This is a genomic window from Nocardiopsis sp. MT53 (genome assembly GCF_019598965.1).
GTDB lineage: Bacteria > Actinomycetota > Actinomycetes > Streptosporangiales > Streptosporangiaceae > Nocardiopsis > Nocardiopsis changdeensis.
Genome location: NZ_CP080599.1, coordinates 3,594,139 through 3,620,764, shown reverse-complemented (window position 1 = coordinate 3,620,764; position 26,626 = coordinate 3,594,139). Strand labels below are relative to the sequence as shown.

The window sequence follows — 26,626 nt, the reverse complement described above, 5'->3', positions numbered from 1 at the left end:
CCCGAACGCGCACGTTCGAGAACCGGCCGCGCGGACGCGGCGGCCGGTCTGCACCGGGATCAGACCACGAGCCGGCTCCCCCCGCTCTGGCGGGCCTCCACCGCCATGGCGTGCTTGACGAGGGTCACCAGCACCCGCACGACCGACCTGCGGTCGCGGGCGTCGCAGCGCACGACCGGGACGTCGGGGGTGAGGTCGAGGGCGTCGCGCAGGTCGTCGGCGGTGTACATCGACGCCTCGGGGTCGAACTCGTTGACGGCCACGACGAACGGCAGCCGGTACTGGCGCTCGAAGTAGTCCAGGGCCTGGAACGTGTCCTCCAGGCGGCGGGTGTCGGCCAGGATCACCGCCCCCAGGGCCCCGCGCACCAGGTCGTCCCACATGAACCAGAAGCGCTGCTGGCCGGGGGTCCCGAACAGGAACAGGGTCAGGTCCGTGTCGAGCGAGATGCGGCCGAAGTCCATGGCCACGGTCGTGGTCTGCTTGTCCGGGGTGTGGGAGAGGTCGTCCACCCCGGCGCTGGCAGCGGTCACCGCGGCCTCGGTCCGCACCGGCGGGATCTCCGAGACGGCGCCGACGAACGTGGTCTTGCCCACGCCGAAGCCCCCGGCGATGATGATCTTGGTGGACAGCGCGCCGGGTGCTTGAACGTCGTTCGTGGTGTTGGCTGGATCGATCACAGTCACAGTCCTAGCGAGAGTGCCGGGTCCGAACGGACGGGTGCGGCTCGCACGGCCCGGGCTAGCGAGGGGCGCGACGCCCCCGGGTCCGGCCTCCCCGCGGACCTTCACGGGTTCCTTCAGCCGACCGCGCGGGGTCGCCGCCCCTGGAACCTAACACCGGACGGCGGTGCCGGACGGCGTTTTGGGCACAGTCGCCGCGCGGGTCCGCTTTCTCACACCGGCGGGGGCGGGGTCCCGGGCAGCGCGAAGCGCCACCGCGCCCCCGGGGCGTCCGATGGCGATCGGCCCCCCTCCGGGAACCGAGAGTGATCAGACAAGCACAGAACTCTACCCCGGGAGGCGGACTTTACGACATCGTGAGCGACCGCTTTCGGCCGCTTCCGGCCGCGCCGATCCCTGTCCGCCACCGCCCACGGCGTCTACGGTGGAGGACAGGGCCCCCGCACGGTGTACGCGGTCGCGGAACCGACTCCTGGCACGAGCACCCGACCGCACAGTGGGAGCCGTCGGCGGCGTTCACGGACGCGCGACCGGCGAACCGACGTCCCGCTCTTCGGCGTCGGAGCCGTCGCGCCCGACCTCCGCCGGAGCCCCACCGGCCCACAACCGTCCACGTGGGCCGGTGGCGGCCGTGCCCGCACCCCCTGTGGCCGTAGGATGGTCACGCCCCCGTTCGGGGGCTTTCCACGTACGACTTCCAGGGAGCCGAGAACTCCGCATGTCCGATCAGCGCGTCGTCCGCCCAGCCCCGATCAGCGGTTTCCCCGAGTGGACCCCCCAGGTCCGGTCCGTGGAGCAGCGCTGGCTGGACCATATCCGCGCCGGATTCGAGTCCTTCGGCTTCGCGTCGGTGGAGACCCCGTCCGTGGAGAACCTGGAGGTGCTGACGGCCAAGGGCGAGACCTCCCAGGAGGTCTACACCCTGCACCGCCTCCAATCCGACCCCAAGGACGACTCCGACGCCCGGCTGGGGCTGCACTTCGACCTGACGGTGCCGTTCGCCCGGTACGTCGCCCAGCACTTCAACGAGCTGACGTTCCCGTTCAAGCGCTACCAGATGCAGCGCGTGTGGCGGGGCGAGCGGCCGCAGGAGGGGCGCTACCGCGAGTTCACCCAGTGCGACATCGACGTGATCAACGTCGACTCCGTGCCGCTGCACTTCGACGCCGAGCTGCCGCGCATCGTGCACCGGGTGCTCAGCGGTCTGGACATCCCGGCCTGGACGCTCAACGTCAACAACCGCAAGGTCCTCCAGGGCTTCTACGAGGGGCTGGGCGTCAAGGACCCGATCATGGTCATCCGGGCCGTGGACAAGCTCCACAAGATCGGCGACGACGGCGTCCGGGAGATCCTCACCGGGGGCGGGCTGAGCGCCGAGCAGGCCGACGCCTGCCTGGCCCTGGCGCGCGTCCGCGGCACCGGCGCGGACGTGCCCGACAGGGTGCGGGGGCTGGGCGTCTCCTCCCCGCTGCTGGAGGAGGGTCTGGAGGAGCTGTCGTTCGTCCTGGACGACCTGGCCGACCTGCCCGAGGGCGCGGTGGTCGCCGACCTGTCGATCGCCCGCGGGCTGGACTACTACACCGGCACGGTCTACGAGGCGTCCTTCGACGACGACCCCGGCTACGGCAGCATCTGCGCCGGCGGCCGGTACGAGGACCTGGCCGGGCAGTTCATCCGCCGCAGGCTGCCGGGCGTGGGCATCTCCATCGGCCTGACCCGGATCTTCGCCAAGCTGGTCGCCGAGGGGCGCATCGGGGGCGGCCGGATCTGCCCGACCGACGTGATGGTCGTGGTGCCCGGCGCCGAGCGGCGCCGCGACGCCCTGGCCGTCGGCGAGCTGCTGCGCTCGCGCGGGTTCAACACCGAGGTGTTCCACTCCACCGCCAAGGTCGGCAAGCAGATCCAGTACGCCTCGAAGAAGGGCATCCCCTTCGTGTGGTTCCCGCCCTTCGACGAGGACGGCGGCCACGAGGTCAAGGACATGGGCAGCGGCGAGCAGGCCGCGGCGGACCCGGCGTCCTGGTCGCCGGGCGACCGCACAGAGTAGCCGGTCCACGACGCGAACGCGACCGGCATGGGCGGTTTCCGACCGCTCGTGCCGGAAGCGGCCATTCCCGGGACAGGGCGCGGGGAGAAGTGCGACACTGGGTGCGACTGTTCTCCGCGGTCCCGGATCCGGACGGGCCCGTGCCGCGGACCGTTCGGTGTCCTATGTAAATCGAGGCCATGTCTCCCCCTCGCCACAACCTGCCCCTGTCCGCCGGCGAGTTCATCCGCTTCGTCGGCCGTGAACGCGACATCGTCGACCTGGGCCGCCTGCTGGGCACCGCCCGGATGGTCACGCTGACCGGGACCGGCGGGATCGGCAAGACCAGGCTGGCCCTGCACCTGGCCGAGCGCGTGATGCGCCGGTTCCCCGACGGGGTGCGCTTCGTGGACCTGAGCGAGGCCACCACCGAGGACCAGGTGCTGCGCGCGGTGGCCGGGGTCCTCCAGGCGGTGGAGGACGACAGCCGCACCACGACCGAGGCGGTCATCACCGCCCTGCGCACCCAGAGCCTGCTGCTGTTCCTGGACACCTGCGAGCACGCGGTGGACCCGGTCGGGCGGCTGTGCCGCGCGGTGCTGCGCGACTGCCCGCGGGTGCGCGTCCTGGCCACCAGCCGCCAGCCCCTGCACGTTCCCGAGGAGAGCATCTGGCGGGTGCCGCCGCTGTCCCTCCCCGCCCGGCCCACGCCCACCGACCCCTACTCCGCCGACCCGGCGCCGCTGCCCCGGCGCGACGCCCAGCGCTACGAGTCGGTGCGGCTGTTCGTCACGCGGGCGCACGCGGCCCGCTCCGGGTTCGAGATGACCCGCGAGAACTCCGGCCACATCGCCGAGATCTGCCGGCTGCTCGACGGCATGCCGCTGGCCATCGAGCTGGCCGCGGCCCGGGTGCGGGTGCTGTCGGTGCAGCAGATCCTGCGCCGCCTGGACGACCGGTTCCAGCTGCTCACCAGCGACGGGTCCGGCGACCTGCCGCCGCGCCAGCGCACGCTGCGAGCGGTCCTGGAGTGGAGCCACGGCCTGCTGAACGAGCCGGAGCGGGCGCTGCTGCACCGCCTGTCGGTGTTCGGAACCTGGTACCTGGAGGCGGCCGAGGACGTGTGCGCGGGCGACGGGGTGGACCCGGCCGACATCCTGCCGCTGCACTTCTCGCTGCTGGACAAGTCCCTCATCATGGTGGACTCCGAGATCGAGGGCACCGCCCACTACCGGCTGACCGAGACGGTGCGCGCCTACGCCGCCGAGCACCTGGCCGCGGAGGGCGGCGAGGACGAGCGCTGGTCCCGGTACCTGGACTTCTGCGTCACCCGCCTGGAGGCGGCGGCCGAGGGCTCCCGGTCCCCGATGGGCTGGTCGGAGCGGCTGGCCCACTTCCGCCTGCTCGACCACCACCGGGAGAACCACGCCCGGGTGGTGCGGTGGGCGCTCTCGCGCGGCCGGGTGGACGACGCCCTGCGGGTGTGCGTGGCGCTGCGCCCCTACTGGCTGGTGCGCGACCAGGCCGCCGCCGGAGGGCGGATCCTGGAGTCGGTGCTGGCCGCCGACCCCGACGGGCAGTCGCCGCAGCTGCGGGCCCGCGCGCTGGCGCTCCAGGCCGAGCTGCGGCTGGACCTGGACGTGGCGCCGCGGGTGTCCACCCTGGCCATGTGCGCCCTGGAGGCGGCACGGGCCTGCCGGGAGGCGGGGGCCGCCGCCTCGGCGCTGGCCACCATGGCGGCGCTGGCGCTGCGCACCAACGCCCTGGACGAGGGGCGCCGGCACGCCGAGCGCGCCCTGGCCTGGGCCGAGCAGGACGGCGACCCGCTCACCGAGACCACCGCGCTGGGCGTGCTGGCCCAGCTGGCCCGGCGGCGCGGGGAGCCGGACAGGGCCGTGGAGCTGCTGCGGCACTGCATCGAGCTGGGCGAGAAGCTGCACGACCGGTGGAGCGTGGCGCGCTGCCTGCACGTGCTGGGGTCGATCGCCGCCGAGCAGGACGAGTTCGAGCGGGCCCGCGACCTGTTCTCCGAGTCCCTGGCGGTGTTCGAGGAGCTGGGCGCCGCCCCGGCCACCGCGCACTGCTCACGGGAGCTGGGCCGGCTCTACCTGGCGCAGGGCCTGATCCTCCAGGCCCGCGAGCCGCTGGCCTCCTGCCTGCGGGTGAGCTTCACCTCCGGGCAGCGCATCGCGGTGGCCCGGGCGCTGGAGGCGCTGGGCGAGCTGGCGCTGGCCGAGGAGGAGGCCGAGCGGGCCGCCGCGCTGACGGGGGTGGCCGCCGACCTGCGGACGGCCCTGGACCGGCCCTCGGCCGAGACCGTGCGGCTGCGGTCGGCCGTCGAGGAGCGGGTGGGCCCCGTCCGCACCGCCGAGGCCTGGAACGCCTGGCGGTCGCTGCCGCTGGAGCAGGTGCGCGACCGCGCCCTGGCCTTCCCCCGCTCCTCGGACCGCCCGGCCGAGCCGGTGACCCTCACCCCGCGCGAGCGTGAGATCGCCGAACTGGTCGAGCAGGGGCTGTCCAACAGGGAGATCGCCGAGCGGCTGACGATCAGCCAGGCGACGGCGGCCCGGCACATCGCGAACATCTTCAGAAAACTCTCGATTTCCTCGCGGACCCAGCTGACCGGCTGGGCTTCCTCCCGAGATCGGACATGAAGGGACCGGCGCGCTCCGACCGCACTTGCACACCGCGCGTACAGGCGCTAAGACAGAGATTCCGACCACCCCCTCTACGAAGTCGTCCCCTTGCCAGCGACCCCCACCACGGTGAGGACCTCCCCGACCGCCCTGACATGTGAAGGCCATGGCATCTTCGACCGCGCCCGCGCGGCACAACCTCCCTCGGCCGGGCACCGGCTTCGTGGGCCGTGAGCGGGACCTGAGCAGCCTGCTGCGGCTTCTCGAGTCCAGCCGCTCGGTGACGCTGTGCGGCACCGAGGGGATCGGCAAGACCCGGTTGGCCCTGCGTGTGGCCGAACAGTCCACCGCGTCCTTCCCCGACGGGGTGTGGGCCGCCGACCTCACCGACGCGCACACCGAGCTGGAGGTCCACGCCCGGGTGGCGCAGGCGGTGGGCGTGGTGGAGGAGCCGGGACAGCCCCTGGGGACGACCGTGGTCGAGGCGCTGCGCGACCGGCGGCTGCTGCTGGTGCTGGACGCCTGCGACCCCGTGGCGGACGCGGTCACCGGTATCGGCGAGACCCTGCTGGCCGCCTGCCCGGGGGTGTCGATCCTGATCACCGCGCTGGAGCCGGTGCGGCTGTCGGGCGGGACGGTGTGGCGCATGACGCCCATGGCGCTGCCGGTGGCCTCGCGCAACGGCCCGCCGCCCGACCCCGCCGACTCCGAGGCGGTGCGGCTGTTCCTGGACCGGGCGCGCATCCGCGACCCCCGCTTCGACCCGTCCCGGCAGGACCTGGAGACGGCGGCGGTGCTGTGCGACCTGGCCGGCGGGGTGCCGCTGGGCATCGAGGTGCTCGGGGGGAGCGCTCCGGGCATCGGGCCGGACGCCCTGGCCGAGGGGCTGCGCGCCCACCTGGCCTCGCCCGAGTTCCGGCCGGGCCCGGGCCAGGCGGTGGCCCGCAGCGAGGTGCTGCCGATCGTCCTGGACTTCGTCTACCGGACCCTGCCCGAGCCGGAGCGGGTCCTGCTGCGGCGGCTGTCGGTGTTCCGCGGCTGGGACCTGGAGTCGGCCGAGCAGGTGTGCGCCGGCGACGGCCTGGCCCGGGAGCACGTCCTGGACCTGCTGGCGTCGCTGCTGGACCGGTCGCTGATCACCGTCACCGGCGAGTTCGAGGGGCGGCTGCGGTACCGGCTGCCCGAGGCGGTGCGGGCGTTCGCCGCCGAGCGGCTGGCCGAGGCTGGCGAGGACGGCCTGCTCCGGGAGCGGCTGCTGGACCGGATGACCCGGCTGGCCGAGGACCTGGGCCTGCGGCTGGAGTCGAGCCGGGCCATGCCCTGGAGCGAGCGCGACGCCGGGCGGCGCCGGGTGCTCGCCGAGTTCGACACGCTGCGCTCGCTGCTGCGCTGGGCGCACCGGGAGGGCCGGGCCGAGCCGGGGCTGCGTCTGGCGTCGAGCCTGGTGGCGCACTGGGTGAGCCACCACGACTACTCCGAGGGCGCCCACCTCATGGACCTCCTCCTGGACCTGGAGGACGCCGAGAAGGCCCCCTCGCGGGCGCGCGCCCTGGTGGGCCGGGCCCAGCTGGCGCGGGTGCGCCGCGACCACGCCCTGGCGCTGTCCCTGGGCGAGGAGGGGCTGCGGCTGTGCCGGGAGTCGGGCGACGAGATGTTCGTGCGCACCGCCCTGAACCTGCTGGCGCTGGTGGAGGTGCGCGAGCGGGTGCCCGACCGGGCGGCGGTGCGGGTGGAGGAGGCCCTGCGGCTGTGCCGGGAGTCCGGCGACCTGTGGGGCGAGGCGATCGCCCTGGGCACCCGGGGCGCGCTGGCCGCCCAGCAGGGCGACCACCAGACCGCCGACCAGCACTACAACGCGGCGCTGACCCTGTTGCGCGGGATCGACCACCGCTGGGGCGTGGGCGTCACCCTCATCGGCCAGGCCCGCGCGGCCGAGCTGGGCGGGGACCTGGTGACGGCGGACCGCTGCTACCGGGAGGCGCTGGACACCCAGCGGATGATCGGCGCCTCCGCCGAGGAGGCCCGCTGCCTGGCCGGGATCGGTAGGGTGGCGTACGCGCAGGAGCGGGTCGAGCAGGCCTGCGACTACCTGAGCGAGGGACTGCTGCTGAGCCACGCCGCCGGCCAGCGGGCCGAGGTCGGCCGGGCGCTGGTCGCGATCGCCCGGGTGGCGTTCGCGGTCGGCATGCGCGACGCCGCCTGCCGTATCGCCGGGGCGGCCGTGCAGATGCGCGAGCGGCTGGGGCTGTCCGTACCCCCGGCACCCTGGCCCTTCGGCGACGAGGAGAAGACCCGCAGGCGCCGCAAGCGCCTGGTCTCCCTCTGGGAGGAGGGCCGGGGGCTGAGCACCGCCGAGGCTGTGCGCGAGGCCGAGCGCCTGGCCGAGGAGGGGCGCCGGCCGCCGTCCCGGCGCAGCCCGTCCCCCGCCCCCCGGCGCACGCCCGCCCGGGCGGCCCGTCCGGCGCGGACCGCCGCGGCCCCGCCGCCTCCCCCGCCGCAGACGCCGCCCCAGCAGCGCCTGACCCGGCGCGAGCTGGAGGTGGCCCGGCTGGTGAGCAGGGGGCGGAGCAACCCGGAGATCGCGCGGGCGCTGTTCATCAGCCCGGCGACCGCCGCCCGGCACATCGCCAACATCAACAGAAAGATGGGCTTCCATTCGCGCACGCAGATCGCGGCGTGGATGCAGAGCCACGGGGGACGGGACTGACGGTTCCTCCGAAACCCCCGCGAACGGGGCCTGTACCGGCCCCTGCGCACTGAATCTACATATGCATCTGCATAGCAATATGCATGTGCATCCGACCGTGAACGCGCTAGGCTTCCAGCCATGGAACGCACGCGATCGCGGCACTTCGGTGGCGCGGTCCGGGCGCTCCGGGAACGGCCGTCGGCCCGGGTGCGCTGCCCGGAATCCCGGCGGACCGTCAGCCCCGGGAGGACTCCCGGGGCCGGTGGGAACCCGCACCGGCGCGAGGTGGAACCTGGGGAGGGACCTCGCTCGGACCGGCCGGTGCGGCGCCGCCGGGCTCGCCACGTGGAGGGGGCGTGACGAGCCCGGATGGCGGTACCGCCGCGACCAGGGTGAACTGGGGGAACGCATGGGGGTAGGGCTGTCTTCTGGAACCGGACGACCGGGGCGCAACCTGCCGCGCCGGGACGACCCCATCGGCTCGCTGACCGGCGGGCTGTGCGAGCGCCTGCGGCTGCGCCCGGGCCTGGGCGGCAGCATCCGCGGCGGGGGGGCGCGCGTCGACGCGCTGACCTTCGCCGCCACGGTGGAGCGGGCCGCCGCGGGGCTGAGCCAGCGGGGCCTGTGCCTGGGCGACGTGGTCGGCGTGCTGGCCCCGGTCTCGCCCGAGCGGTTCCTGGCCACCTACACCGTAATGGCGGTGGGCGGCCGGGCCCTGCCCCTGTCCCCTGCCTCCGATACCGACGTGCAGTGCGCGGCCCTGGCCGAGACCGACGCCCGCCTGCTGGTGGTGAGCGCCGACCTGGCGCCCGTGGCGCTGGAGCTGGCCGAGCGCTCGCGGGTGCGGCAGGTCATCGCGTTCGGCGACGCCCTGGGCACGACGCCCTTCGAGGACCTGCTGCGGCCCAGTCCGGACGGCACCGGGTACAGCCCTTCGCGGGGGCTGTTCGACAACGGCATCCTGGGCTATGAGGAGACCGGGGCGGGACTGCTGACGACGCTGTACCCGCACAGCGACCTGATGGCGCGGTTCGTCGCGCTGCGCGAGCACCTGTCACTGACCGCCGAGGACGTGGTCGCCGTGGACGAGCGCGGCGAGGAGGCCACGCGGGCCGCGCTGGTGGCGCTGGCGCTGTGGACGGGGGCCTGTGTGATGACGGGGGCGGACTGCCCCGCTCCGGAGGGCCGCCGGGTGACGGTGCGCTGCGCCCCCGAGCCCGAGCGGATCGCCGCCCCGGGCCTGACCGCCTGACGCCGCGCTCCGTCCCGACGGGGTTCGGGGCGGGGGGCGGGGCCGTGCGCGGCGCCCGCCGGGCTCAGGCGGTGTCGCCCGCCAGGGGGAGGCCCGGGCGGGGGTCCTCGATCTCGAACCAGGCCACGTGGGTGGCCTCGCTCCAGTACTCGCCGCTGCGGGTGGCGCAGCTGTCGACGATGAGCTTGCCGCGGCCGAAGTCGTCGCCGTCCTCGCGGCTGTGGCCGCCCTCCCCCGCGCGCTCCCCCTGGTCCGCGATGGCGACGCGCAGCCGGGAGCCGTCGGAGCGGATGAACAGCGTCATGACCCCGCCGCTCTGGCCGGAACGGGAGTGCAGCAGGGCGTTGGTGGCCAGTTCGCTGACGGCGAGCTCGGCGTCGTCCAGGACGGTCTCGGAGTGGCCCATGCGGGCGAGGAAGTCGCGTACGCGGGCGCGGACGGAGCGGACGGCGGTGAGGTTGCCCGCGCAGCTCCAGACGGTGTGGTCGGTGGCGCCGCCGGTGAGGTCGCCGCCCTCGATGGGGGCGGGTTCCGCGTTCTCGGGTACCTCCGCGGGCACGTATTCCCGGAGTTGCCTCGCCTCAGCCATCCGGTCACTCCAATCACCCGCGTCGGGCGCGCGGGTTGCGCCGCCTGCACTCACCTTAGACAAGGGTGTGCCGAGTCCAGAACAGCACACCCGCCTTCACCCTGCCTGGGATTGGCCACAAAACCCCGTCACGTGTCCTCCCCGATGCAGACAAAGGAAACAGTGCGGGCCCCAGGGAGAGCCATGTGACATGCAACACGTTGGCAATGCCCGGGACGGGGTCCCGGAAGGCCCGCCGGACCTCCGGGGGATCCCGCACCGCCGCTCAGGCCTCGGCGACGGGGACACGGGGACGCCGGGAGGTCATCGCCACCAGGACCAGCAGTCCGACGGCGGAGGTGCCGAACAGCAGGGCGCCCATCGGCACCGCCGTCGTCTCGTCCAGCCCCACCAGGGGCGCGACCACCGCGCCGAACAGCGGGGACAGCGCGCCCAGCAGCGCGCTGGCGCTGCCCGCCCGGCGCTCCTGCCCCTCCATGGCCAGGGCGAACGAGCCGGTGAGGATCATGCCCATGCAGGTCATGTAGACGAAGATCGGGACGACCAGGGCGACCAGCGGCCCCTGGAACACCGTCGCGGCCAGCAGCACCCCGGTGGCCAGCACGGCCACGGAGACGGCGGTGACCAGCAGGCGGCGTTCGCCGAAGCGCGGCGAGAACCGGCCCACCGCCCAGCTGCCGCCGATGATCGCGATCCCGTTGATGCCGAACAGCACCCCGAAGACCTGCGGGGACACCCCGTGCAGCTCCTGGTAGACGAAGGGCGTCCCGGCGACGTAGGCGAAGCTGCCGCCGTGCAGCAGCCCGGTGACCAGCGCGTACCCCAGGAACACGCGGTCGCGCAGCAGCCCGCCGATGCTGCGCAGGGTGCCCCGGACCGTGCCGGGGGTGCGCCGCTCCCGGGGCAGGGTCTCGGGCAGGCGCAGGGCGGTGACCGCGACGATGGCGACGCCCAGCAGCGCCAGGGCCCAGAACACGGTCTCCCACCCGGTGAAATCCGGCCACAGCAGGGCGCCGCCCGCCACCGGCGCCACCAGCGGGGCCACCGCGTTGATCACCATGAGCAGGGCGAAGAACCGGGTGAGCTCGTGCCCGTCGAACACGTCGCGCACGACCGCGCGGGAGAGCACCACCCCGGCCGAGGCGGTCAGCCCCTGGAGGAAGCGGCCGGCCACCAGCACGGCGATGTTCGGGGCCAGCGCGCACACGGCGGACGCCAGCACGAAGAGGCCCAGGGAGACCAGCAGCGGCCCGCGGCGGCCGTACGCGTCGCTGAGCGGGCCGACGATGAACTGGCCGGCCGCCAGCCCGACGAGGCAGGTGGTGAGGCTGAGCTGGACCTGCGAGGCCCCGGCGCCCAGGTCGGCGGAGATCTCCGGGAACGCGGGCAGGTACATGTCGATGTTGAGCGGCCCCAGCACGGCCAGGGCGGCCAGGAGGAAGGCCAGGGACAGGCGGGTGCGGCCGGTCGGGTTGCGCAGGGTCATCGGCGCTCTCTCGGGGTGCGGTGACGAAAAGCGCGATCGGCGCCCTTTGCAGGCTAACCGTGGCGGGACGCCGCGAAACCGCCTCCGCCCCCGTTCTGACACCGATGTGTGCGAAACCTCCGCGGCCGTCCGGCGGCCCCCGTCAGTCCCCGGCCTGGGCCTGGACGGCGGTGATGGCGACGGTGCTGACGATGTCCCGCACGGTCGCGCCCCGGGAGAGGTCGTTGACCGGGCGGCGCAGCCCCTGGAGCACCGGCCCCACCGCGACCGCGCCGGCGCTGCGCTGCACGCCCTTGTACAGGGTGTTGCCGGTGTTGAGGTCGGGGACGACGAACACCGTGGCGCGCCCGGCCACCCGGCTGTCGGGGAGCTTGGTGCGGGCCACCCCGGGGTCGACGGCCGCGTCGTACTGGATGGGGCCCTCCACCGGCAGGTCCGGTCGGCGTTCGCGGACCAGGTCGGTGGCGGTGCGCACCTTGTCCACGTCGGCGCCGCTGCCGGAGGCGCCGGTGGAGTAGGACAGCAGGGCCACCCGGGGGTCCACGCCGAAGCGGGCGGCGGTGTCGGCGGAGGCGGAGGCGATCTCCGCGAGCTGTTCGGCGGTGGGGTCGGGGACGACGGCGCAGTCGCCGTAGACGAGCACCCGGTCGGCCAGGCACATGAAGAACACGCTGGACACCAGCGAGGTGCGCAGGATCTCGAACGAGGGGCGGATGGTCTGGGCGGTGGTGTGGACCGCCCCGGACACCATGCCGTCGGCGTACCCCAGGTGGACCATGAGGGTGCCGAAGTAGGAGACCTCCCCGACGGTGTCGCGGGCCAGCTGCTCGGTGACGCCCTTGTGGGAGCGCAGCCGGGCGTACTCGGCGGCGAACTCGTCCCGCAGCGGCGACGCCTCCGGGTCGACCAGGTCGGCGGCGGCCACGTCCAGGCCCAGGTCCGCGGCGCGGGCCCGGATCTCGCGGGGGTCCCCGAGCAGGGTGAGGTCGGCGACGTCGCGGCGCAGCACCAGGTCGGCGGCGCGCAGCACCCGCTCCTCGGTGCCCTCGGCCAGGACGATGCGCCGCCGGTCGGCGCGGGCCCGGCCGAGCAGGGTGGACTCGAACATGAGCGGGGTGACGGTGTCGGTGCGGGCCACCTGGAGGCGTTCGAGCAGGGCCGGTCCGTCCACGCCGGAGTCGAAGGCGGCCACCGCGGACTCGATCTTGTGGTCGGGCAGGGGCGCGCCGCCGCCGCGGACGTCGGCGAGCAGGGTGGCGGCGGTGAAGGTGTCCAGGCCGGTGGCGATGACGGGGACCCGCACGTGCATCCCGGCGAGCAGCCGCCAGACGGGTTCGGGCATGTCGGCGTCGGTGTCGCCGGTGAGGAACACCCCGGCGATCGCCGGGAAGTCCGGGGACAGGTGGGCGGCGATGAGCGCGGGCAGGACCGCGCCCGCCCGGTCGGCGGGGAGGATGACGGCGCTGTCGTCGCGCATCCGGTCCAGGATGTGCGGCAGGGACATGGCCGCGACGAGGATGCCCGACACCTCGCGGCCGGTGCGCTTGTCCTCCCCGAACAGCAGCCGCCCGCCGCAGGCCCGTTGCAGGTCGCGGACGGTGGGCACGGTGAGGCCCGGCACCTCGGGCAGCACCGACCAGGGCCCGGCGGCGCGCAGCGCCGCGACCCCGTCGGGGTCGACCCGGCCCACGACGGTGCCCAGCGGGGCGGCGTGCTCGCGGGCGAGTTCGGCCTCGGCGACCGCGGCGGCGCCGCGGACCTGCTCCTCGGAGAGGCCGCGGCCGGAGAGCACCAGCAGCACCGGGGTGCCCAGGTTGGCGGCGACACGGGCGTTGAACGCGAACTCGGTGGGGGTGGCCACGTCGGTGTAGTCGGTGCCGATGACGACGACGGCCGCGCACTTCGCGGCCAGCGCCCCGTAGGCGGCGACGATCTCGGACATGGCCTGTTCGGGGTCGTCGCGGACCCGGTCGTAGACCACGCCGGTGCACTCCTCGTAGGGCGCCGCGACCCCGAACCTGCGGCGGACCGTCTCGACCAGCGGGTCGCGCTCGCCCGCGCCCACCACCGGCCGGAACACGCCGAGGGTGTCGACGGTCCCCGCCAGCAGCTCGGCCAGGCCGAGCGCGACCGGGCGCTTGTCCCCCTCGGCGTCGCTGGACGCTATGTAGACACCGTGCACCGTCGCGGTCCCTTTCTCCCGGCGGTGTCGGCGGCCGCCGGTCAGAAGAGCACCGACATGACCTCTCCGACCTGTCGGAACCCGACCCGCCGGTAGGCGGCCCGGGCCGGGGTGTTGAAGTCGTTGACGTACAGGGTGACCCGCGGCGCGATCTCGGCCAGGGCGTGGCGCACGACGGCGGCCATGCCCGGCACCGAGTGGCCCTGCCCGCGCAGGTCGGGGTGGACCCACACGCCCTGGATCTGGCAGGCCTGCGGGGTGACCGCGCCGACCTCGGCCTTGAAGACGACCCGGCCGTCCTCGATGCGGGCGAAGGCGCGGCCGGTGCGCACCAGCTCCTCGATGCGGGCGCGGTACAGGGCGCCGCCGTCGCCGGAGTCCGGCGGGACGCCGACCTCCTCGGTGAACATGGCCACGCAGGCGGGCACGAGGATGTCGAGCTCGGTGCGCCGGACCCGGCGCACCAGCGGGTCGGCGGGCACGGCGGGCTCGCCGGAGATCTCCAGCACGGGCTGGCTGGCGCGGATGGCGCGGGCCGGCCCCCAGGCGGGGGTGACCTGCTGCCAGAAGTCGCTGACCGCGTCGACCGGGCCGACGATGGAAGAGCAGCGCCGACCCCGCCAGCGGGCGTGGTCGGCGAAGCTGCGGATCGCCGCGGGACCCGCGTTGACGGGGACCAGGTTGGCCCCGGAGTAGCAGAGCGCGGTGAGGCGGCCGTGCTCGACGTGCCCCCACACCTCGGTCCCGTTGCCCGCGGAGATCCCCGCGGCCATCAGCCGGGAGGTGACGAACACGTTCCCCACCGGATCCATGTCCAGGAGGGCGCGCACGGCCTCCCTGTCCCGTTCGCCGAGAATCCTCACCGGTGAGGTCCGCAGCATCGCATCTCCCCCATCCGCCCGCCGTCGGCTCCGCGACCGCGGGATCAGGTCCGTTCGCGCTGATTCCAGCCTATTCCACCCTCACCCGGACGTCCCCGGGCGATCCACCAAAGGCTCGCTCTGCGCGGTGCGCGGGGACGGCTCGGGCCGGGCCTGGCAGACGGCGTCGGGCCCCTCGCCCTCCGCCCGCTCGGGGAGGGTGCCCTCCAGCAGGTAGTCGCGGGCGATCTCGTCGACGCAGACGTTGCCGGTGAGCGTCACCCCGTGGGTGAGCCCGCCCTCCTCGACGACCAGCGCCGACCCCGGCAGCCGGTCGCGCAGGGAGTAGGAGCCCTCCACGGGGGTGGCCCCGTCCCCGGTGGCGTGCACGATGAGCGCGTCGCCCCGGTAGGCGGGGTGCTCGTAGGCGCCGTCGCCGACCTGGAACCAGTCCTCGACCTCGGCGTCCCAGGTGGCGCACGGAGCGTTGTACCAGATGTTGTGCCAGCCCATGAAGGGCGCGGCCGCGTGCACTCCCTCGGCGTCCTCGTGCCAGGTGTCCCAGTCCTTGGGCCAGGGGGCGTCCGTGCACTGGACCGCGAGGTAGCCGCCGTACCCGGTGTCGGTGTCGGCGTCGGGCTGCTCCCCGTAGGTGTCGAAGAGCTTCTTGAGGGCGGCGGGGTCGCCGTCGATGATGCGGTCGGACAGGGCGGCGGCCACGGTCGGCCAGGAGGCGCCGCTGTAGGCGACGACGATGACGGCGCTCTCCAGCTCGGTCGGCCCGACCACGCCGTCGACGGGCTCGGAGGCCAGCTCCGAGCGCAGCGTGTAGTACGCCTCCTCGACCGCGTCGGCGTCGGTGCCCAGGCCGTAGGCGGCGTCGTGGCGGGCGACCCAGCCGAAGAAGTTGCGGGCGGACCGGTCCAGGGCCAGGCTCTGGCGCAGGTTGCTCTCGTACCAGGGGGTGTCAGGGTCGACCACGCTGTCGAGGATGAGCGAGCGCACCCGGTCCGGGTACAGGGCGGAGTAGACGGTGCCCAGGTAGCTGCCGTAGGAGTAGCCCAGGTAGTCGATCCGCTCCAGGTCCAGGGCGGCCCGGATGGCGTCCATGTCGTGGGCGATGTCCTCGGTGCGCATGTGGTCCAGCAGGTGCCCGGTGTTCTGCGCGCAGGACCGGGCGTACTCCTCGGCGTCGGCCCGCAGCGCCTGCTCGGCCCCGGCGTCGGCGGGGACGCCGTCGGGGCGCGGCGGGGTGAAGTGCTCCGGGTCGCAGGTGATCCTCGGGGTGGAGGCGCCCACGCCGCGCGGGTCGAAGGCGACGACGTCGTAGACCTCGCGCAGTTCGGGCGACATGCGCAGGTGCGTGTAGGAGGCCCACCGGCGCCCGGCGCTGCCCGGCCCGCCCGGGTTGACCAGCAGGGTGTGCTCGGCGGTGCCGGTGGCGGGCACCCGGGACAGGGCGATCCGGACGGGGTCGCCGGGGCCGCGGCCGTTGTGCGCCATGGGGACGGTGAGCGTCGCGCACTCCAGGGTCTCGTCGCCCACGGGGTCGAGGTCCTCGCAGGGCTCCCAGCGCAGGGCCTTCTGGTCGATGCGCGTGGTCCCGGGCCGCTCCGGGGCGGGGGCCTGCCCGGGGGCCTGGCCGGGGGCCTGCGCCGCGGCGGGTGCCGGGGCCGCCACCAGGGAGGCCATGAGGACCCCCGACATCACGGTCAGAGACGGTGCTCGCACGTGTCCACTCCCTCGCCCAGGCGTTGCGACCATATGCATTGTCCATGTCACCATCAGTGACCATAGGAAACGACACGGCGGCTCACCTGGGGACGCGCCGGTACGATGTGACCGCCGGCATCAGAAGTGGACAAAGGGACACCATGCGTCTTGATCGTGTCGATGAGCGGATCATCGCGATCCTCGGCGCGGACGCGCGCATGAGCTTCGCGGAGATCGGCGGCCAGGTGGGGCTGAGCCCGTCCGCCGTCAAGCGGCGGGTGGACCGCCTGGTGGAGTCCGGCGCGGTGCGCGGGTTCACCGTCGTGGTGGAGCCCCAGGCCGTCGGCTGGACCACCGAGGCGTTCATCGAGCTGTACTGCCGGGCCCGCACCTCCCCCGGGGAGATCCGCACGGGCCTGTCCGCCTACCCCGAGATCACCTCGGCCTGCACGGTCACCGGCGAGGCCGACGCCATCGTCCAGGTGCGGGCGCGCGACACCCGGCACCTGGAGGAGGTCATCGAGCGCATCGGCGCCGAGCCCTTCGTGGTCCGCACCAAGAGCACCCTGGTGCTGTCCCGGCTGGTCGACCAGCCCATCCTGGCCGGGAGCGCCGAGAACCGGACCTGAGCCCGGGGTCCGGAGGGGCGCGGCCCACGTTCCGGGCCCTCCCCCGCCGGGCCCGGACACGCCCCCGGCCGGGGCCCGGGCGCCCCGTACCGGGCCGTCGCCGCCGACCGTACCGGCCGGCGGCCGGCGCTCAGGCGCGCAGCGGGCCGGCGGAGAGGTCCAGGCGCAGGAGGTTGCCCCAGTCGTTGACCGCCACGGCGGTCTCCCCCTCGTAGCTCACCCCCGTGAACGGGTTGGAGCGGAACAGGGGCAGGACCCACCGCAGGGATCGGTCGGGGCCCAGGCGGGCGAGGAACCCGATGTTGCCCATCCCGCCGCCACCGCCGGTCAGCCACCCCAGGCCGTCCGGCAGCGGGGACTCGAACCAGGGGTCGGCGCCGTTGGCCCCGTCCTCCTCCAGGGCCCGGGACACGTCCATCGGTCCACCCAGGCGGAAGGGGATCGGCCGCCCGGCGTCCGGATGGTAGGCGCCGGGCCCGGGGGCGTCGGCCTCCAGCGCGGTGTCGTCCGGCCGGTACAGGCCGTCGCGGAAGGGCATCTCCCCCGCGGCCCACAGCTCCTCGATCATGCGCCCGACCCTAGCGCCGGGCCGTGCCGGGCGGGCGTGGGCGGGCCGGGGGCCGGGGCTCCGCTCAGCCGCCGTGGACGATCCGCCCGTCCAGGACGGTCAGCCGGTTGCGGGTGAGGTGGACGTCCTCCGGTCGGCCCGAGAAGGGATTCCGGTCGGCGACGCACAGGTCGGCGGCCCTTCCCGCCTCCAGGAGGCCGGAGTCGGCGAACCCGAGCAGCCGGTGCGACCCGGCCGTGTACGCCTCCAGAGCCAGGGCCAGGGGCAGCGCCTCCCCCGCCTCGAGCGGCGGGGACACCGTGTCACCGGGCGAACGGCGGTTCACGGCGACGTGGACCGCCTGCCAGGGGTCGGGGGTGGACACCGGCCAGTCCGAGCCCATGGCCAGGTCCGCCCCGTCGGCGGCGAGCGAGCCGAAGGGGTACTGCCACCGGGCGCGTTCGGGTCCCAGGAGCGGCAGCGTCAGCCCGGTCATCTGCTCCTCGACGCACGCCCACAGGGCCTGCATGTTGACCGTGACCCCCAGCTCCCGGAACCGGGGGACGTCGCGGGGGTCGACGACCTGGAGGTGGGCGAGGTGGTTGCGCACCCGGGCGCGGTGCCCGGGCGCCACGCGCCGGACCGCGTCGAGCGCCATGGTGACGGCGCGGTCGCCGATCGCGTGGAAGTGGGCGGCGATCCCGGCGGCGTTGAGCGCGGGCACGAGCGCGTCGAGCAGGTCCTGGCCGAAGTAGGCGAGGCCGCGTTCGGGGCCGCCGCAGGCGCAGGGCGACAGGTAGGGGTCGTGCAGGGCGGCGGTGCGGTTCTCGGCGACCCCGTCCACCATGATCTTGGCGGTGTCCAGGCGCAGGCCCGGCCCGTCCCGGCGGGCGCGCAGGGCGGCCACGAAGTCGTCCACGCCGTCGGGGGCGAGCCCCCGCGGCACCCACACCGCGCCGGTCACCCGGGCGCGCAGGCTTCCTGCGGAGGCCAGGGCTGCGTAGGCGGGCGCGATGTCGGGGTACCCGGCGTACTCGCCGACGATCGCCTCGTGCCAGGCGGTCACCCCGAGCGAGAGCAGGTACTCCTGAGCGGTGAGCACACCGGCCTCGCACTCCGCCGCCGTCGTGGGCGGGACCACCCGTCCCACCAGGTCCATCGCCCCCTCGTGCAGGGTGCCCGACGGGGCGCCGTCGGCGTCCCGCTCGATGCGGCCGTCCGCGGGGTCGGGGGTGTCGGCGCCGACCCCGGCCAGGGCGAGGGCGCGGCTGTTGGCCCAGGCGCCGTGGTGGTCGGCGTTGATGACGAACACGGGCCGGTCGGGGACCACCGCGTCCAGCAGGTCCCGCGTGGGGGTGCCGCCGCTGAACAGCGCCATGCCCCAGCCGCCGCCCAGCACCCAGCCGCCGGGGGTGTCGGGGTGGGCGTCGGCGTAGGCGCGGATCGCGTCCAGGCAGTCCCGGGCGGTGGCGGCCCCGGTGAGGTCGCAGCGGGCGGCCTCCACCCCGCCGAAGCAGGCGTGGACGTGGGCGTCGGCGAAGCCCGGCGTCACCAGGCCGCCGGCGGCGTCGACCACCGCGGCACCGGGCCCGGCCGCGGCGCGGGCCTCCTCCTCGGTTCCGACGGCGGCGATCCGGCCGTCCCGGACGGCCAGGGCGGTGGCCTCCAGGAGGCGTCCGCCGGAGAACAGGACACCGTCGCGGATCAGGATGTTCGTCAAGTGCGGTCTCCTCGGGGGGTGGGGGCGGACGGGTCCGCTCAGGGGACGCCGGCGGCCAGGCCGCGCAGCGCGATCGCGAGGCCGGCCTCGAAGGAGCGGAGCCTGCGCGGGTCGTCGGCGTCCCGGTGGGACAGGGCCGCGCCCAGGTGCGGCGCCCCGCCCGTGTCCCGCGGGTCGAAGGGCTTCGAGCCCAGGTCCACGGCGGCGCCGAGCACGTAGCCCTCCAGGAGGCCGAGGGCGGGCATGACCTCGTCCTCGGGCACCCCCATGCGGGCGATCGAGCGGGCGATCAGGTCGTAGTACGCGATCATCTCCGGCTGCCGGATCGGCTCGGAGACGAGCAGCGGGACGAGCTGCGGGACCCGGCTGAGGAAGTCGTAGTAGTCCAGGACGAGCAGTTCGAGCAGGCGCCGGGGATCGGGTTCGTCCCGGAGCCGCTCCAGCGCGGGCAGGAGGCGGTCGCGGCGGATGGCCTGGATGATCTCGGACTTGGAGCGGACGTGGTTGTAGAGCGAGGAGACCCGCACGCCCAGGTGCGCGGCGAGCCCGGCGACGGTGAAGTCGCCCTGCTCGCGGACGATCTCCAGGGCCGCCTGCGTGATGCGCTCGGGGCTCAGGAGGGGGGTGCGGGGTCGTCCCACGGCGGCCTCCTCGGGGGTGGTCGGGCCACATTAAACGAGCGCTGTTCGTTTTCACAAGGCCCGGAACCGCCCGGGCCGGGGGTTGCCGCGCGGGGCGCCGACCGGGAGTATGCGGATACCCGCGCTCCGGTGCCCGTCGGGCCGCAGGCCCGCCATGAGCGGCCCCGGAGACCCCGCGGCCCCGCCGTCGATGCACTCGTCGAGCGGCGCCGCGAACCCGGACCCGGCGGGCAGGAGGCCCCCGCCCGCACGCGGATCCCCGGGCCCCTCCGGACACGGCCTCCGACCGGCCCACCGCACGGAGCAGGCGGAACAACGACGAAGGGGAGGCCGATGGAGGACGTCACGCTCGACGGCGAGCTGGTGCGCGGGCTGCTGAAGGAGCAGCACCCGGACCTGGCGGGGCTGGAACTGGAGCCGGTCGACGGAGGCTGGGACAACCGGATGTGGCGGCTCGGCGAGGACCTGGCGGTGCGCCTGCCGCGCACGCCGCGCGCGTCCTCCCTGCTCCGGAAGGAGCACCGCTGGCTGCCGCTGCTGGCGCCCCGCCTGCCCCTGCCCGTGCCGGTGCCGGTCCGGGTCGGCGAGCCCACCGCGCGCTTCCCCGACACGTGGACCGTCGCCACCTGGGTCCCGGGCGGCCCGGGCGACCGGTCGCCGGTCACCCGCGGCCCGCACGCCGCCGGGGCCCTGGCCGGCTTCCTGTCCGCCCTCCACCACCGGGCCCCCGACGACGCACCACTCGGCCCCGACCGCGGCGTCCCCCTGGAGCGCCTCGCCGAGGCGGCCGAGCGGGGGCTGGACTCCCTGGACCCCGGCGACGGCACCGACCGGCTCCGCCGGGTGTGGGACGACGCGCTGGCGGCCCCCGCCTGGGACCGGCCGCCGGTGTGGATCCACGGCGACCTGCACCCGGCCAACACCGTCATAGCGGACGGCACCCTGGCGGGGGTGATCGACTTCGGCGACATGTGCGCCGGAGACCCGGCGACCGACCTCTCGGCGGCCTGGCTCCTGCTGCCCGCGGGCGCGGACGCGGCGTTCTTCTCCGCGTACGCCCGCGCCGACCCGGCCACCGTCCGCCGCGCCCGGGGATGGGCGCTGCTGCGCGCCCTCGACCTCATCGCCATCGGCCGCGCCGGCGACCGGGGCCTCCCCGGCGGCAAGCCCACCTGGCGTCCCGCCGGAGAAGCCGCCCTCTCCCGCCTGCCCGCCGGACCCAGAACGGGCGGTTCGTAACGTTATGAGTATGCTCGTCGGCGCACGGTGACCCGCCCGCCTCACGGCCGGTCCGTCCCCAGCCCCGAGGAGTGCCGTTGAGCCACGACGTCGTCGCCCTGGTGGCCGCCGAACCCGACGAGCAGGCGGTCGCCCGGGCCCTCCGGCGCGTCGACCCCGAGCTGTTCCTGCACCGGTACCGGGACGACACCGACCTCCTCCAGATCAAGGACGCCGGCGGTCGCCTCCTGGCCACCTTCGAGCCCGGGCTCCGTGTGGAGAACCGGGACGAGGTCGACCGCCTCCTCGGCTCCGACCTCGCCGCGAACCTTCCCGCCCCCTGCTGGTGGGTCGAGATCCGCTCCCGCCCCGACGAGGCGGGACGGAAGGCGGCGCACGACCTCGCCGACGGCCTGGTGCTGCGGCTCGGCGGCGCGGTGTGGACCTCGGGGAGGGCCGACGCCGGCCTGTGGGAGGAGACGGAGCACCCGGCGGCGGAACGCTCCGCGGACCGCGCCCTCCTGGTCGTCCAGGACCGGCCGGTGGTGCCGTTCTCCTCCTGGCTCGCCGACGCCGTCGCCACCCGGGCCCGGCAGCGGACGCTCCACGTGCTCACCCCGTCCGCCTCACGGCTGACCTACGGAACACGGACCCTCCTGGCCTCGGCGCTGGGGCGCTGGGTGGTGCGCGACGACTCCGGCGCCTGCCACGACGGTCTCACCGGCCTGCCGGTGCACTGGGACGACACCCACGGCTTCCTGTCCGAGAAGGAACCGGTCGGCCTGGGCTGGGCCGCCGGGGAACCGGACGTCCGCCCGGTTCCGGAGTTCGTGGAGCGGGCGTCCTCCCTCACCGGGACCCGGCTCGTACTGGACGCCTCCGTCGTGCACAGCGATCCGTTCACCCCGGCCCTGGGCCGTGCCGTCGAGATCGCGTGTTGATGGGCAGCGGAGCAGGTGCCGTGATGGGTCAGGGGGTGAGGGCGTACTCGGTGAAGTGGCCGCTGACGGTGAACCCGAGGCGGTGGTAGACGGGTTCCCCGTCGGCGGATGCCTGCAGCACCGCGGTCTCGTAGCCCGCGTCGCGGGCGGTGCGCAGGGCGGCCGCGGTGATGGCGCCGCCGTAGCCGCGGCGGCGGTCGGCGGCGAGGGTCGCGATGTTGTAGAGCCCGGCCACGCCCGCGTACAGGAAGACCTCGGCCGAGCAGACGGGCCGGCCGTCGACGTAGCCGACCAGGTAGCGGGCGGGGCAGTCGTCGGCAAGCGCCCGGTCGGCGGTGTCGGCGAAGAACCGGCGCACCGTGGCGGCGGGCGGGTCCCAGTTCGCGGCGAGGACCGTGGCGTAATCGCCGAGCTGTTCCGGGGTGGTGGCCGGGCGGATCGCCAGGCCGTCGGCGTGCGCGTCGGGGAGGGGGCCGCGCAGGTCCTTCCACATGCCCGCCTCCGTTTCCGACGCCTCCAGGCCGGCGGACCGAAGATGCCCGGCGAGATCGCCCGGCGTGGAGGCGGGGCCCACCCACCAGGAGAACGGGCGGCCGGCGGCGGCCAGTGTCCGGGCCGTCTCCGCGACGCGGGCCGGGGCGGTACCCGGGGTGAAGCGGGCCCTCGCGACGATGTTGAAGGTGTCGTCGTCGAGACCGCTGTCGGCGATCAGCAGGTCGTCGGTCTCGGACACGGACGCGCCCTTGAGGGTTCGGTGCAGGTGGCAGGCGTGCTCGGCGAGATTCAGCTCCATCGCGAGCGGAAGGTCGGATGCATTGACGGACGGGATGCGCACGGGGTTCATGATGATCCATCCCAGCATGGCGTCCGGGATGCTCGCAGGTCCTTTTTCCGTACCTGGGAACGGGCCGTCCACAGGCTGTCCGCTGGAACACGGGGCATGCCGGCAGCAACGACACGCTGTCACGGGTCGGGCGGCCAGTGCGTGAGCCCCGTGCCTCACGCTTCGCACGCAGCCCGCACCCAGGACGCCACCGTGACCGCACAACCCGTTCCGGACACAGGAACGGCGAACAGCGTCGTCCCGTTCCTTCCAGCCACCCGACCGGCCCTTGCTGCCCGTCGGAGCAGCTCTGACAGGTCGGACACGATTACGGGACAACCCTTAGGAGGGATATTGTCGAGAGCCGAGTTCATCGAGGTTTCAGCCACCCCCAACGAAGTCGCCTCTACGTTGCGCGGGTTTCCGGAAACGGTACGAGAGTGGAGCAATGCCCCTGAAACTTTTGAATTCCGTGTTGCGTCCGGAGACGAACACGTCGGAGACGTCGATGTTCACATCGAAGAGGTTTCATCCGGTCCGTACAGCACGGCCATAGATGTGTTCTCGGCGACCTGGTCGGACAACCCTGAAAAAGTCCAGTTCATCTTCGACCTGGTTGCCAAGAGGACAAGATGGGAGATCTCCTCCCGTTTTGACGAGAACGACCGCCCACTTGTCCACAGGCCTCGCCTGAACTGATGCCCGGGGCTCCCAGGAATCCCGCATGACATTTTGGAGATACCCATCCCAGAGAGGATCCATTGTCAAGAACAGAGTTCATCTGGGTTTCAGCCGACCTCGAGGAGGTTGTGGATACGATCCGAAACTTCCCCGAATCGAACTCGGAACAAGAAGTGACCGAAGGGGAGTTCCGGTTCTCCTTTGAGAGGATGGACGAAAAAGTCGGAAACCTCACGGTCGGAGTCGAAGTAGATCTGAGCGAAGATTATCCTACCGTGATAGATGTCGAACAGGCCAGGTGGATCGACGCACCAGAGAAAGTCCAGTTCTTTTTCGATCTACTGGCGGAAAGAACGACCTGGGAGATCGCGTCGCGGTTCGATGACGATGACCGCCCGCAAGTACACAGACCTCTTTCCCGATGATTTTTTCGAAGAGCGCCGGATTCCGAAAGGACCATGTTCTTACTGGTGATGGTGTCGGAGGCCACGCCGCGTGGACAATGGGTGGTCGAACCAACCAAGGACTCGAACTCCCCGGAACACGACCTGCCGTATACAGCACGAGAACCCTCTGGCGCCGGGCTTTAGGCAGCCGACGCCCCCAGCAGGGGCTTCTCACTTCTCAGAAGAGACATAGCGCGACATCCATCCGGAGTGATCATCATGGCACTTCTTCGATCCGCACGCGGAGTAGTCGCTTCGTGGGAGTGGCTCCAGGAGACCCCGGATGGCCGGGACCTGACCCTCGGCGTCTCCACGGCGGTGAAGGCCGCTCGGGTTCTCGGTGCGAAAAAGTTGATGGAGGCCAGACGCATAGAGATATCCTGGGACCAAAAAGGCAAGGGCCCGATCGGCCTCGGCTCCACGATATCCATTCCTCCGGGCGAGCGGCTCGAAGCGGATGAACTGGCCGCCCGCATAGCCGACAGCCAGCCGAGAGCCCACCCGGAATCAAGGGCGTATCGGATATATATGACGGGCCCGGGAGCCTGGATCGACGAGCAAGGGAACGAGAAGTGGGAGCCCAGGCTTGTCGACTTCTCGGTCGATGTCCAGATATTCGGTGTCACCGGAGTCCTCGGTGTCATTCATGACATCTGGTCCTGGTATGATTTTTCGGGCGATCCCCATCCGTTGATCCATCAGAATAATGCGCCGCGACTGGCCGCCGCCATAAAAGAGATCGAAGATTCGATCGGAGTCGAGGTGGAGCCGGGCGAGCCCACGTTCTACGCAGAGCCCGAACGGTACGGGATCAAGTACTACCCTCCGAACGAGGAGGGCCAAGGATTCAACGCGGCCGGACTGAAATAAGACTCCTTTGGAGCTGCGCCGCGAACTCGTCCCTGAGCCGTTCATCTCGGAGCGATACCGCTTCCGCACAGCGGAGGCGGGCGGCCGGGGTCGGCGGAAACACCGGCCGCCCTCCGGCCCCGCGAACCCCGCGTGGACGCGGTGGCTCGGAGAAGCCCTGGCGTGCGCTTTCCGAGGGTGGGGCTTGCTGTGAGCGTTCCGGTAAGGGTCCCGAAGGACCACCTGAGCCCCCGGCGGGCATTGGTGGTGGCGGGTCGCCGTCGCGGGGTGAGCCGGGCTGGGCTCAGAGGAGGGTTCCGAGGTGGCGGCGGACGAACGGCTCCAAGCGGGCGTGGGTGTCGTCGTGCTCGGCGGCCTGGACGACCTCGGCGGCGACGGCCAACTGCGCCAGACGGCCGGACGGGGTGTCCAGCAGCCCCGCGAACTCCGCGCGCACGCGGCGGGCGAGGTCCGGTACGGGCAGGGCGTAGGTGTGCAGGAGGGCGGCGTCGAACCCGGCCGGGGCGGCGCCCCAGCCCTCCCAGTCGATGATGCGCAGCGGCGCGGCCGTGAGGTTGGCCCAGTGCAGGTCTCCGTGGGCGGTCTCCCAGTGCCGGACGGTCAGGTCCTCCGCCGCGAACTCGGGCAGGATGTCCGGAACGCGGTGGACGTATCCCTGGTCGATGACCGTGCGCTCGGGGTGCGCGGGGACCCCGCGGATCGCGGCCACCGCCTCGGCCAGGTCCGCCCACCACTGTTCCGGCAGGTCCGGGGCCTGGAGCAGCGCCGGCTCCGGTGACAGCGGCGGCGAGGGCAGCCGCTCGTACAGGTGGGCCTGCACCGCCCACCGGTCGTCGTCCTCCCCGTCCCAGGCGGCCTCGGCCAGCAGCGCCGGGCGCGGGACGCGTTCGTCGAAGAGGTGCGCCGCCAGTGCCGGCCCCTCCCACACCGCCCCCTCCGACCGGGGCGCGCACCAGATCCGCAGCCAGCCGGGCTCCCCGTCGGCCGTGGTGACCGGCCCGCTGCGGGTGTGCCCGCCGGACCCCGGGTGCGGGGTCGCGGTGTCCGGGCGGGCGCCCAGGTGGTGGGCGACGCGCGACCAGTGGGAGTCCAGGTCGGGAAGCGACGGGATCAGCAGGGACACGGTTCTCCTTCGCGGGTGGACGGCGGTGGCACGGGGTGTTGACTCCCCCGCCGCGCCATCCTGCCCTCTCGGGCCCCGCCCCGGGGCCGGTTCCCCCGAACACGTCCGAACGATCCGGCTTCCCCACCGGATGTGCGACCCGCACAGAGGACCCGGGGCCCGGAGCCCCCGCGGCGGGGCTCCGGGGGCAACGGTCCTCCCGGCCGGTCAGGCGGTCTTCACCGGTGCGCTGCTGCGGCCGCGGCTCCGGCCGCTGAGTTCGGCGTCGAGCGTCTCCTGTGCCTGGCGCATGCCCGCGACGTGGACGGGGTCCTCCAGGCGCTCCCACATCTGCTCCTCGGTGACGTCCTCGACGTGGGCGGTCACCCACCAGATATTGCCGAAGGGGTCCCTGACCCGGCATCCGCGCTGGCCGAAGGGGTTGTCCATCACGGGGGTGACCACCCGGCCGCCGAGCGCCACGGCCCGCGCGCAGGCCTCGTCCGCGTCGGGCACGAACACGCGCAGGAGGCCGGGCATGGCGGGCCAGTCCTCGCGCCGGTCGAAGGCCAGCACGACCGTGTCTCCGACGCGGATCTCCGCGTGGCCCACCAGGCCGTCCTCGGTGAGCACCCGTCCGATCTCCTCGCCGCCGAACGCCCCGGTGACGAACCGCAGGAAAGCCGCCGTGTCCTCGGTGACGATCCAGGGGGCAACGGTCGTGTAGCCCTCGGGGGTGGCGCCGGTCTGCTCGGGCATCGCGTCCCTCTCACTTCGGTCTGCGTGATTCACGGTGGCGATGCTAGGAGGCGTCCAGGCCGACTCCTGTCCTACATCACGCGGGAATCCGGGCGGCGGCCCGCCGGCTTCGGCGCGTGCCCCCGGCGAGGCG

The 26,626-nt window shown here is 73.6% G+C and carries 22 protein-coding genes; 10 read left to right on the top strand and 12 right to left on the bottom strand.

Annotated features, from left to right (window positions below; translation table 11 throughout):
• Positions 1-59: 59 nt before the first annotated feature.
• Positions 60-680, bottom strand: coding sequence for an ATP/GTP-binding protein (locus K1J57_RS16135; protein WP_220559385.1), 621 nt, complete (start codon positions 678-680; stop codon positions 60-62).
• Positions 681-1,401: 721 nt separating this feature from the next.
• Between K1J57_RS16135 and hisS the strand changes: the two genes are divergently transcribed.
• The 4 genes from hisS (at position 1,402) to K1J57_RS16115 (ending at position 9,286) form a co-directional block, all read left to right on the top strand.
• Positions 1,402-2,730, top strand: coding sequence for a histidine--tRNA ligase (gene hisS / locus K1J57_RS16130; protein WP_220559383.1), 1,329 nt, complete (start codon positions 1,402-1,404; stop codon positions 2,728-2,730).
• A 179-nt stretch (positions 2,731-2,909) separates the two neighbouring features.
• Positions 2,910-5,363 carry a LuxR C-terminal-related transcriptional regulator gene (locus tag K1J57_RS16125; protein WP_220559382.1) on the top strand — a complete coding sequence of 818 codons (2,454 nt, stop codon included), beginning with the start codon at positions 2,910-2,912 and terminating at the stop codon, positions 5,361-5,363.
• A gap of 148 nt (positions 5,364-5,511) precedes the next feature.
• On the top strand, positions 5,512-8,052 hold the full coding sequence (locus K1J57_RS16120; RefSeq protein ID WP_220559381.1) for a LuxR C-terminal-related transcriptional regulator: 2,541 nt from the start codon (positions 5,512-5,514) through the stop codon (positions 8,050-8,052).
• A 391-nt stretch (positions 8,053-8,443) separates the two neighbouring features.
• Positions 8,444-9,286 (top strand): AMP-binding protein, encoded by an 843-nt coding sequence (locus K1J57_RS16115; RefSeq protein ID WP_220559380.1) that lies wholly within the window; start codon positions 8,444-8,446, stop codon positions 9,284-9,286.
• A 64-nt stretch (positions 9,287-9,350) separates the two neighbouring features.
• Here K1J57_RS16115 and K1J57_RS16110 read toward each other — a convergent pair whose 3' ends face one another.
• The 5 genes from K1J57_RS16110 to K1J57_RS16090 form a co-directional block, all read right to left on the bottom strand.
• Positions 9,351-9,875, bottom strand: a complete 525-nt coding sequence (locus K1J57_RS16110; protein ID WP_220559379.1) for an ATP-binding protein — start codon at positions 9,873-9,875, stop codon at positions 9,351-9,353.
• Between the two features lie 265 nt (positions 9,876-10,140).
• The gene (locus tag K1J57_RS16105) at positions 10,141-11,361 is read right to left on the bottom strand and encodes a multidrug effflux MFS transporter (protein ID WP_220559378.1); all 1,221 of its coding nucleotides are present in this window, start codon (positions 11,359-11,361) and stop codon (positions 10,141-10,143) included.
• 142 nt (positions 11,362-11,503) lie between these two features.
• Positions 11,504-13,543 (bottom strand): phosphate acetyltransferase, encoded by a 2,040-nt coding sequence (pta, locus tag K1J57_RS16100; RefSeq protein ID WP_220559377.1) that lies wholly within the window; start codon positions 13,541-13,543, stop codon positions 11,504-11,506.
• 41 nt (positions 13,544-13,584) lie between these two features.
• Positions 13,585-14,424, bottom strand: coding sequence for a GNAT family N-acetyltransferase (locus K1J57_RS16095; protein ID WP_220559376.1), 840 nt, complete (start codon positions 14,422-14,424; stop codon positions 13,585-13,587).
• Between the two features lie 81 nt (positions 14,425-14,505).
• Positions 14,506-16,110: an alpha/beta fold hydrolase gene (locus tag K1J57_RS16090; protein WP_220565574.1), complete on the bottom strand. Its 1,605-nt coding sequence runs from the start codon at positions 16,108-16,110 to the stop codon at positions 14,506-14,508.
• A gap of 167 nt (positions 16,111-16,277) precedes the next feature.
• Between K1J57_RS16090 and K1J57_RS16085 the strand changes: the two genes are divergently transcribed.
• Positions 16,278-16,745, top strand: a complete 468-nt coding sequence (locus K1J57_RS16085; RefSeq protein ID WP_220559375.1) for an Lrp/AsnC family transcriptional regulator — start codon at positions 16,278-16,280, stop codon at positions 16,743-16,745.
• A 130-nt stretch (positions 16,746-16,875) separates the two neighbouring features.
• On the opposite strand, the gene K1J57_RS16080 is transcribed toward K1J57_RS16085, so the two are convergent.
• The 3 genes from K1J57_RS16080 to K1J57_RS16070 all read right to left on the bottom strand — a co-directional run bounded on the left by K1J57_RS16080 (position 16,876) and on the right by K1J57_RS16070 (position 19,653).
• Positions 16,876-17,313, bottom strand: coding sequence for a hypothetical protein (locus K1J57_RS16080; RefSeq protein ID WP_220559374.1), 438 nt, complete (start codon positions 17,311-17,313; stop codon positions 16,876-16,878).
• 64 nt (positions 17,314-17,377) lie between these two features.
• The gene (locus K1J57_RS16075; protein ID WP_255646355.1) at positions 17,378-19,012 is read right to left on the bottom strand and encodes an amidohydrolase; all 1,635 of its coding nucleotides are present in this window, start codon (positions 19,010-19,012) and stop codon (positions 17,378-17,380) included.
• 38 nt (positions 19,013-19,050) lie between these two features.
• The gene (locus K1J57_RS16070) at positions 19,051-19,653 is read right to left on the bottom strand and encodes a TetR/AcrR family transcriptional regulator (protein WP_220559373.1); all 603 of its coding nucleotides are present in this window, start codon (positions 19,651-19,653) and stop codon (positions 19,051-19,053) included.
• Positions 19,654-19,986: 333 nt separating this feature from the next.
• Between K1J57_RS16070 and K1J57_RS16065 the strand changes: the two genes are divergently transcribed.
• The gene (locus tag K1J57_RS16065) at positions 19,987-20,892 is read left to right on the top strand and encodes an aminoglycoside phosphotransferase family protein (protein WP_220559372.1); all 906 of its coding nucleotides are present in this window, start codon (positions 19,987-19,989) and stop codon (positions 20,890-20,892) included.
• A 77-nt stretch (positions 20,893-20,969) separates the two neighbouring features.
• Entirely contained in the window at positions 20,970-21,812 is an 843-nt protein-coding gene (locus tag K1J57_RS16060) for a DUF6177 family protein (RefSeq protein WP_220559371.1), read from the top strand.
• Positions 21,813-21,840: 28 nt separating this feature from the next.
• Here the strand turns inward: K1J57_RS16060 and K1J57_RS16055 are convergent, their stop codons facing one another.
• Entirely contained in the window at positions 21,841-22,674 is an 834-nt protein-coding gene (locus K1J57_RS16055; RefSeq protein ID WP_255646354.1) for a GNAT family N-acetyltransferase, read from the bottom strand.
• 315 nt (positions 22,675-22,989) lie between these two features.
• On the opposite strand from K1J57_RS16055, the gene K1J57_RS16050 reads away from it, so the two are divergent.
• The 3 genes from K1J57_RS16050 to K1J57_RS16040 all read left to right on the top strand — a co-directional run bounded on the left by K1J57_RS16050 (position 22,990) and on the right by K1J57_RS16040 (position 24,632).
• Entirely contained in the window at positions 22,990-23,334 is a 345-nt protein-coding gene (locus K1J57_RS16050) for a hypothetical protein (RefSeq protein ID WP_220565248.1), read from the top strand.
• 62 nt (positions 23,335-23,396) lie between these two features.
• Positions 23,397-23,741, top strand: coding sequence for a hypothetical protein (locus K1J57_RS16045; RefSeq protein ID WP_220565247.1), 345 nt, complete (start codon positions 23,397-23,399; stop codon positions 23,739-23,741).
• 231 nt (positions 23,742-23,972) lie between these two features.
• A complete protein-coding gene (locus K1J57_RS16040) occupies positions 23,973-24,632 on the top strand; it encodes a hypothetical protein (protein ID WP_220565246.1) in 660 nt (219 codons plus the stop codon).
• A gap of 283 nt (positions 24,633-24,915) precedes the next feature.
• On the opposite strand, the gene K1J57_RS33490 is transcribed toward K1J57_RS16040, so the two are convergent.
• Together K1J57_RS33490 and K1J57_RS16030 are read right to left on the bottom strand one after the other, a co-directional pair.
• The gene (locus K1J57_RS33490) at positions 24,916-25,755 is read right to left on the bottom strand and encodes a phosphotransferase (RefSeq protein WP_255647087.1); all 840 of its coding nucleotides are present in this window, start codon (positions 25,753-25,755) and stop codon (positions 24,916-24,918) included.
• Positions 25,756-25,962: 207 nt separating this feature from the next.
• Positions 25,963-26,526, bottom strand: a complete 564-nt coding sequence (locus K1J57_RS16030) for a VOC family protein (RefSeq protein WP_255647086.1) — start codon at positions 26,524-26,526, stop codon at positions 25,963-25,965.
• Positions 26,527-26,626 lie beyond the last annotated feature (100 nt).

Excerpts from the sequence above, each read along its gene's own strand:
- K1J57_RS16090 (WP_220565574.1), bottom strand. The coding sequence starts at position 16,110 with ATGTCGGGGGTCCTCATGGCCTCCCTGGTGGCGGCCCCGGCACCCGCC.
- K1J57_RS16065 (WP_220559372.1), top strand. The coding sequence starts at position 19,987 with ATGGAGGACGTCACGCTCGACGGCGAGCTGGTGCGCGGGCTGCTGAAG.
- K1J57_RS16055 (WP_255646354.1), bottom strand. The coding sequence starts at position 22,674 with ATGCTGGGATGGATCATCATGAACCCCGTGCGCATCCCGTCCGTCAAT.
- K1J57_RS16110 (WP_220559379.1), bottom strand. The coding sequence starts at position 9,875 with ATGGCTGAGGCGAGGCAACTCCGGGAATACGTGCCCGCGGAGGTACCC.
- K1J57_RS16085 (WP_220559375.1), top strand. The coding sequence starts at position 16,278 with ATGCGTCTTGATCGTGTCGATGAGCGGATCATCGCGATCCTCGGCGCG.
- K1J57_RS16095 (WP_220559376.1), bottom strand. The coding sequence starts at position 14,424 with ATGCTGCGGACCTCACCGGTGAGGATTCTCGGCGAACGGGACAGGGAG.
- K1J57_RS16125 (WP_220559382.1), top strand. The coding sequence starts at position 2,910 with ATGTCTCCCCCTCGCCACAACCTGCCCCTGTCCGCCGGCGAGTTCATC.
- K1J57_RS16120 (WP_220559381.1), top strand. The coding sequence starts at position 5,512 with ATGGCATCTTCGACCGCGCCCGCGCGGCACAACCTCCCTCGGCCGGGC.
- K1J57_RS16115 (WP_220559380.1), top strand. The coding sequence starts at position 8,444 with ATGGGGGTAGGGCTGTCTTCTGGAACCGGACGACCGGGGCGCAACCTG.
- hisS (WP_220559383.1), top strand. The coding sequence starts at position 1,402 with ATGTCCGATCAGCGCGTCGTCCGCCCAGCCCCGATCAGCGGTTTCCCC.
- K1J57_RS16080 (WP_220559374.1), bottom strand. The coding sequence starts at position 17,313 with ATGATCGAGGAGCTGTGGGCCGCGGGGGAGATGCCCTTCCGCGACGGC.
- K1J57_RS16105 (WP_220559378.1), bottom strand. The coding sequence starts at position 11,361 with ATGACCCTGCGCAACCCGACCGGCCGCACCCGCCTGTCCCTGGCCTTC.